Raw genomic sequence first — 8478 nt, 5'->3', positions numbered from 1 at the left:
CTGCACAGGTGCTTGGTTCGCTACAGCTTCTTCCTGGGGATTAGAAGGCTTTATTATTTCAGACTCCTGCTGCTGTGATTGCACAGGCCCTGCCCCAGAAACAGGATCAGCATTTTGAGCAGATGACGGGGAAGGAACATAATCGCCCCACGGCCAATATTGCTCCCACAGTCGATACATGTCCTTCATCGGCTGCGGCCATCGCCGTACTTCTCCTATATACGGTGCATTCTCTTTTACATAACCCATCGCAGGATTTACGGCATATGCCACAAGAGGATCCACAACATAAGACTTTGCTAGATCTGTAAAGGCCATTACTGTAGCGTTTGCAGTACCATACTCACCAATTTGTTTCCATCCAGAGATATTGGTTTTAAAGCCAGGATGTCCGGTAGCCATTGCCCCATATGAGTCCATATATGATGGAGCTTTCAAGGGCGATCCTAGGGATGTATTGTCAAACGAAATTCGACCTCCATTGGGGCCTTTACCTTTGGTGAACGGTACTCCAAAGCTACCTGCTTGACTGCCCAGACCGCCAGCCAATAAGGCATACGCTTTATCCCCGTTCGATAGGTCGCCCTTACCTGTAGCCAGGTTCCAGGCTTCAGCGTTTGCAAGGTTAAGCGCGCCCGCACCAGAGGCCTCTAAACCAGTACGCAGCTTTCCTTCCGGGTTGATTGTAAACCGAGGGGTGCCTCCATTACCCCGCACAGAACGGTTATTAAACCGTTGAATACCTGACCCCACCATTGGCTTTACCGACCCGCCAAGCACATTGCCTGTACCGCCGCTCAGAATATACTGTTTGGCTTTATCAGTATCCCACTGCTCTAAGCCAAGACCAGCCTCAACACCATAGACCACAGCATTCGTACCCGCACCGGTGGCGAAATTAACCCCGGCGTTTTTCGTCCCGTTCCACACCACCGGAGTATACCGCTGACCGGCAGCCTTCCCAGCTTCCCACGAGGACTTCGCCATTTCTTTAGTAGTGTTCCAGCCTGCTTCGACCGCACCTTTAGCGCGTGCACCACCGGCATACGCAGCCGAGCGCGCGTACTGCACCACCGGGTACTCTGGAATAGCACGCACCATATTAGACACCTGAGACACCTCACGCCCAGCCATCTGCTTCGCCCCGTTCCAGCCTGCTTCGACCGCGCCTTTAGCGCGTGCACCACCGGCATACGCTGCCGAGCGCGCGTACTGCACCACCGGGTACTCTGGAATAGCACGCACCATCTTGGGTATCTGAGAGATCTCACGCTGAGCCATTTGCTTCGCCCCCTGCCATCCCGCAGATACCGTCTGTGTTGCAGCCTGGTATATCCGAGACTGTGTCGCCGTCGTCTTCAGCGAATTACCTGTAGAGATTGCATACTGCCCCATGCGCGTATTTTTAACATACTGTGCCCCCATGGGAGTGTACTTCATAGCACCCCTAAAAACAGTAGCTTCAAGGGCGCCAACACCAAAGCCAACAGCTCCATCACGAGCGACATTACCCCAATTTACCCGACCGTTTTCGTCCATATTGGCATCAATAGAATTTGCTGCCGCGAAAGAACCAGCTGCGACTCCGCTAAGACCCACAAAACCAACAAACGCCACCGTACTACCACCAGCAGTCAGAGGAATAGCAGCCACTGCAGCAACCGCTCCCACGATGAGAAGACCTACCTTAATACCATCGGCATTTTTATCAAGCCACCCTTTAAAACTTGTATCATTCGCTACCTCGTTCGGCACCTCTTGCGTTCCCCACGGGTCAATTAGTCCCACTGGGTTATTCCCACAAAACGCATACGTATCCGCGAAAAACCCTGTCCCAGTGACCGCTGGGAGCGGGTCTGTTGACAGGAACCGACGTGAAGCAGGGTCCGCCACGCGTGCACCCATTACCTCCAGGCCAGCCGCCGATACGCTCCCAGCCCCATTAAACACGAACCCTGCGGGCAACCCCGCACCAGCAGGTGAAGAAAACTCCGCCAGCACGCTAGGCAGCATAGCGGCCTCGGGGGTACCCCAAGGGTTCATTCCTCCGGCAGTGCCTACCTGTGAGAATCCACCGTCAGAACCTGGGGCAGGCATGCCACCGGCACCTATCACAGAGGGAATATCTGCAACCGGGTTCGGATCCCACACAAGCGGTACTGATGCTCCTTCAGCGCCGGTAACCTGAGCTAATTCACCGGTAACATCAGAAACCAGACGCACACGAGAAGCAGACCCTGTTACCCCATAAAAATTACGGTGAAAAGCATCCGTGCTGACTGTATCTGTCACTGAGGCCAACCCACCAAAAACACCCCAGGTGTATTCACGTACTGACCGCACCCCCAAATTTGAGGCCACACGTTCTAGGATGCGTTCACCGGCAGCGTTATACTCATAGCTAGTGATAGTGCGGTTCATTACTTCATCTTGTAGTCCCACGAATTCAGGTGCAATCGCCGCAGCATATTCCACCAGAACCGTTTCAGTGAGCTGGTTCAGGCGGTTATACGCAAACGAACGCTCACTCAACAGCACACGCTCACCCACACCATCATACTCACCAGCATCAGTACGCCGCCACGTACGTTCGGCCTGCATGAGCCCAGCCTCAAACACCCACTCAAACTCCAGATCACCAGCACGAGAACCCGTGAGCTGACCGGCAGCATCATAGGTATACACCACCAGCCCATCGGCAGAATCCAAGCCCACAACACGACCCTGCTCATCACGAATAACATTCGTCTGTGCTAACACCTGAGACTGTCGCCCATAACCACTAGCATCCCCCACTAGTTCTTCCTGCGTATACGAACACGCCAGACCGGAGATATCGTCAAACTCCCATGAAGAGACCACATCCGCTACCTGCACACGCGTGAGCCGACCCAACACATCGTACGATAACTCCGCGCCCACACCCGCAAAGGCACCAGAGCAGGTGCCCGCATCACTGACCCGCACCATTCGGCCAGCACCATCATAGGTAACCGCAGTCTCACCATACGGAGTCACCATACGCGTACGGTAACCGTCGGCATCGTACCCCAGCGTGAGCGTGTACGCGCCCGTGTTCGTGAAAGTATTCAACGCCTGAACCTGCGCATCAACATCCACCGAGCCAGAAGACGCACCCGCAGCATCGGCAGAGCCTTCCATACCTCCGGCCAGCACCCCCGAACGTGAACGTTCCACCAACAAACCGCGTGCATCATACACAAACCGATGCTGCACAAACACGTCCTCAGACGCGCTAGCGTCAAGGGCCTGAGCGCTGGCGTAATCGCGCACCCACACGGTACGGCCCTGATCCTGCACCCCAAACTCTGCAGCCTTCACACCATCAACACAGGTGTGTGACAGGCGGCCACCGGCAGCGTAATCATAAATGTGCGTATACTCGCGTACACCATCATCAGCACGCACCAGACGGCCCGCAGCATCATAGGCGTACTCCTGCACCGACTCATCATCCGTACCCGCAGCCTTAATCACACGCGCCAGACGATCCATAGCGTCGTACTCATAATCGGTCACCTGGCCGGTGGCATCGACAACACGGCAAACCTGCCCGGTTGCGGTATACGAGAAATGCGTGCGGAACCCCAACCCATCCGTTGCCTGAATCATCTGACCGGCAGCATCGTACTTAAACCTGCGCTGCCCAAAAGAACTATCGCGCACACCAACCAGGCGACCGCACAAATCGTACTCGTACGATGCCACACGCGCACCAGACTCCACACCAATCACTCGACCACACACATCATAGGTGATCTTCTCCACCGACCCGTTGGGGTTAACACGCCTGATAATCTGCGAGGCGGCATCATACTCCAGCCGGGTTATCGCCCAGGCAGAGGGCTCAACAACCCGCGAAACCCCCGCCTCGTCGGTGTACCGCCGGGGAGCATCCAGACCAACAGCATGAGAGATCACCCGCCCGGCAGCATCATACTCATAGGCCTCGATACGGCCAGCTGCAGAAATCACCCGCAGCACACGCCCGGCACCATCACGCTCATAACGGGTCAGACCACCGGCAGCATCAAGAATCTCAACCGGGCGACCTGCAGCATCATAAGTAACCACGCCAGTTTCTTCTGTCATTACTGATTTCAGCTGCGCTTTAATGCCGTGTCCGCTGCCGTGCGCTATAGGTTTGCGGGTGGAACCTTCAGAAACTACCCGTCCCAATACATCTACCTGACGGAATGAAGACCCGAACGCATCCACGGTTTCCTCGATACCGTGTTTACGGTTCACAGAGTATTTCACCTCAACACCGGTTGGGTCAGTCACTGAGGTAATCTCGCTGTTCATATCGTAGGTGTACCGGGTGATACCTCCAGTCGGGTCGGTTACCGTTGTGAGTTGGGAGAGCCCATCATAGGTGTACGACCAAGTGGAGCCCGCCTCATTAATGACCTTCGCCAGATTACCTCGAACGTCATACACATTCTCCAGAACCCGCCCAAGAGGGTCTGTTATCGAAACAATGTCATTCGCACGGTTGTAGGTGAACGTGGTGGTATTCCCGTAAGGGTCTGTCACCGCCGAAGGGAGCACCCGTGAGTCAGACCCCCAGAGGTTTGACGGTTCTGTAGTTGCTGTTTCTCCCGCACGATAGCGGGGACACAGCGCGTATCGGTCACTTGCGGATAAGTGAAGGTCCACCGCGAACCTGCCGCGTCCTCATAGCTAATGGGCACGCCAGAAGCGTTGTAACGCAACGTACAAGTTTCGCCAAGTGGGTTAATCGTTTGAGTTACGCGGCCTTGTTCGTCACGCACAAGGTGAATAACGTTACCTGCCCCATCAGTTACTGAGATGAGATCACCATGAATGTCGTAACCGAATGTAGTGGTAACACCCGTTGGGTCGGTGCTGCTCGTTAGGTTACCGTTGCCGTCCCATTCGTAATAGGTGGTTGCGCCCGTACCATCAGTTAGCATGGAAGGATTCGGGTTACTCTCATCCGTGTACCCATAGGAGATAGTGATCGGGGTACCTAAGTTTATCGTATCCCGAGCATCTAGGACCGACACCGCAGTTACACGGTCATACTCGTCCCAGCTGTAGGTGTAGTCAGCGCCTTCAGGGGTACGCTCACGCACCAGACGACCACGTTCATCAAAAGAGCGAGTAACTGTGGACCCATCACGCTGGGTTTCACTCACACGGTTATTGAGCGAGTTATAACGCATTGTGTAGTGGCTGCCGTCGGATGCGGTGACACCGATAAGACGCCCTTTTTCATCGCTGTAGAAAACATTGGGTGCAACCCCAGCGTTCTCTCCCGAGATAATTGTTATGCCGCCAGGAGCGTACTGATACGAGATATCGTAATCATACTCACTCACCTGATGCACCACACGGCCGTCATCATCATAGGTGTTGGTGACCTCAACATGCCCGTTCACATCGGACACTTCATGGATCAGCCCTTCAGGCGTGTGGGTGTAAGTGCGGGTACCTGTTGTGGTTGACACAGTAGTTAAGTGCCCTGTGGGGGTATACCCATATTCAGCTATTGTTAGAGGCATACCAGCATGCCCACCAACCGTGTTGTAGGTGTACGCCTGAGAGGGGCGTGCAGTTTCTCCGTCATGGTGGGCGTAGTCAATATGTATAGCACGTCCCGTAGTGGGGTGCACTAAGTCGGTGATGAGAGAGTTCTGAGTCGCTGTAGACTCGGGGCGGCTCTCTTGGGCGGAATAGTTTTTACGCACAGCCACCACAGTGTTTGATGGATGACCCACTGTGGTTGATACCCAGGTACCGTCGGCAGCGAAGGTATGGGTGGTGTGTTCATTATTGGTAATTGCCCAGTAATGCGGGTTCGTGTAGGAGGTAAATTCAGCACCTGTTTGCTCGTGCGCCTGAACACACATGCTGTTGGCTCGATCGTAGAGAGAAGCACCCGGAGTGGTTTTAGTGAGCCACCAGGGTTCACCTGGTGCGCGACTGTAACCGTCTCCTTCGCGGGTGAACGACAGAATACGGCCGTCATCCGTGTACCATTGAGCCTCGTCAGAAGTAAATACGAGTTTAGTGTCAAGAGTGGATGACCAGCCTGGGCCGAAAATGCCTGAAGGAAGCTCGCTCTTGTGAACTACGGCGACACTGTTATACATGCGCTTAAGTTTGAGGGTGCGGGCAGCGGTATTGTCGAAAGCTAAATCCAGTTCAGGCTCGATAAAATTACCTGTTGCAACACTCACCGGATCATTCGAATACCCCGAGCTGGGAACACCTCCCAAAACATGAGCTGACGGAACATACCGTAAGTATTGGGTGGCAGGAATGTCTCCAAGATCTTTGCGAATTTTATCACTGTCAGCGGAGTGAATTGTATAAGGATTCGTAAGATTAGGGTTTGCCTCGCTTAGCTCTCCCTTACTTCCTGCTTCCCAGAGGGTTTTAGCTATTTTAAAAGCACGAGCTCCTTCTACATATGTATCTGCAACCCATGCCTTAACGGCAATAATCAACTCAGCCGCGTTAAAATATCCCCACTTGGTGTGATTATGAAAGCAATCGTATAAGGTTTGCAGGGCACCCTGGTCACTTTCAACCGTGGGCCCTAATGCCTTTATCGTTTCATAGTACTTATACAGATTAGCGGGAATTCCCGAAACAGTTCCTGGGCCTAAATAGGTGGGGTCAGCATAAGGCACCTTTACTGGTTCACCAGGAGCCGGTGGGGAACTTACAGTATGGCTCTGAAACTGTGAAATAGTTGGTGCAGCATTTGGATTACTAGCAGCCTCGGAGTTTTTGGCTGATGCGGAAACATAAATTTCGTAATTAGGAGGCTCAGTATTTCTGGGTTGGGTTTTAACAGTTTTCGACGATAAACTAGACCTGGTGCCCCCTCCGACTATGCCATTTTGATTTGTTGAGGATTTGCTCTCTTCCCAAAGTTTAATCTCTTCACGGATTCGCACTTCTTCTTTTGCAGCCTCAATATATTTCCTCATGTTTACTTCTGCGTTACGAAGTGCCTCAATTAACTCTTTGGCATAATTCATAGACTGCACAGTATTTTTGCAGAATAAATCAGCGTAGTTCCCTTTAAACTCCCTCATTGCATGCGTGATGGCCTGCTCACGTTCACTGATTTGGCTTTCAATCGTTTTCCTGCAACACTCAAATGAAAAAGCAAGAGCACTTCCCATACTAAAGTCAAATTCCACAGGATTAGTGTTCGCATGCATGATTTTATGTCCTTAAATATATAACAAGGGGAAAAATATACGATTACGTCTACGTTTACGTATAGCAGTGGGCGGGGAAGGGGAATAACTCCCTTTCCCGCCCACAGATATCAGAGGCGTCGTAGCTTAAGCGCCGCCTGCACGGAAGATTTCATTAGAAATGCTCTGGAGATTAACCTGCAGGTTCTCAAGTTCTTGCTTGGCCTTAATGAGGGCCTTATGTGTCTGGGGCCACACGTCCTCTCGGAACTGGTTGGCTAGCGGGCCATCCCAGTTGTTTCGGTTAGATAGGGTTTCACCCTGCTTGTTTAGCTGGTTAATCTGGTCGTTGAAACCATTGTTAATAATGGTTTGCAGCTGATTAATTGCTTGTTTTGCGGTATCAGTACTAAGGACGCGATCGCTCATGCCTTACTTCCTTTTCGGTGGTCGGTGTTGCTCCACGCCACTTGGTGGAGGTCTGGATCTAGAGTATCCTACCCTAAATGTAAGGGTCAAGGATATCCTTATGTGTGTCTTCATATATTTTAGGATTATCCTAATTACTTAATGCCCTAGAGCTCTCTGAAGTTCTGTGTCGGCGTGTGTAAAAGAGTATGAAATGCATGGCTGTTTCAGGTATTTCCCCTTGTCAAAATATATTCTTTGCGTTCGAGGCTACTGCAATTAGGATGCTCGATCTACCTGAAGAAGAGGGACGCAAAAGCCAGGTCTTCTCTCCGAAAGACTCATGTTAGAAGAGGCTAAGCGGCTATTATGGTTACGACTGTTAAGCATGCTGACAGGTTCATGGCTTTTTCTGCTTGCAGAGCCACAAGTATCCCATGCGCACGGGAACACAGCCTTGCAGTTTCCCAACAACCACCTATGGCGGATTACCAATGCGGTAAGGGTTCTCTGCGTACTGGGGCTGTGAAAAGAAACTACAAATATAGGGCAGAAATGCCGATAGACAAACTGCTGATTTCTGCTGTATATGTTAGGTCAGCTCATAATTAGGGAGTGAGGCGGATAGGCGCTGTTGCGACGAAAAAATCTATGGAGTGGTAATGTGCCTGCAGAAGCGGGTGGTGATGCACCAGCGCTTCTGCAGCCATCCCTAGGGATTAGGTATGAGGCCCTAAACTCTATTGGTATCCTTGACAAGACAACAGAGAAGCATGAGTCTGCTGGGGCAGAAGCTCTCATTGGTCCAATGCATGTGCCTACAACCTCTATCACTAGCCATGCTGCCGGACCGCAAACCGATAATGCT

At 52.2% G+C, this 8478-nt stretch carries 4 protein-coding genes; 1 reads left to right on the top strand and 3 read right to left on the bottom strand.

Going from position 1 to position 8478, the window contains the following annotated elements:
• The 3 genes from D8M23_RS11610 to D8M23_RS11600 form a co-directional block, all read right to left on the bottom strand.
• The coding region (locus D8M23_RS11610) for an RHS repeat-associated core domain-containing protein (protein WP_278667878.1) at positions 1 to 4557 on the bottom strand (4557 nt) is incomplete at its 3' end.
• The gene (locus D8M23_RS11775) at positions 4554 to 6227 is read right to left on the bottom strand and encodes a DUF6531 domain-containing protein (RefSeq protein WP_161971671.1); all 1674 of its coding nucleotides are present in this window, start codon (positions 6225 to 6227) and stop codon (positions 4554 to 4556) included. The genes D8M23_RS11775 and D8M23_RS11610, both read right to left, overlap by 4 nt.
• Positions 6228 to 7349: 1122 nt before the next feature.
• Positions 7350 to 7631 carry a pyrophosphorylase gene (locus D8M23_RS11600; RefSeq protein WP_126854882.1) on the bottom strand — a complete coding sequence of 94 codons (282 nt, stop codon included), beginning with the start codon at positions 7629 to 7631 and terminating at the stop codon, positions 7350 to 7352.
• A 643-nt stretch (positions 7632 to 8274) separates the two neighbouring features.
• On the opposite strand from D8M23_RS11600, the gene D8M23_RS12235 reads away from it, so the two are divergent.
• Positions 8275 to 8478: hypothetical protein (locus tag D8M23_RS12235; RefSeq protein WP_238693867.1), on the top strand; the 204-nt coding region annotated here is incomplete at its 3' end.

The sequence above is a fragment of the Rothia sp. HSID18067 genome (genome assembly GCF_003989445.1).
In the GTDB taxonomy this organism is placed as follows: Bacteria; Actinomycetota; Actinomycetes; order Actinomycetales; family Micrococcaceae; genus Rothia; species Rothia aeria.
Note: the sequence above shows the minus strand (reverse complement) of the source record. Positions and strands in the feature narration are given on the sequence as shown.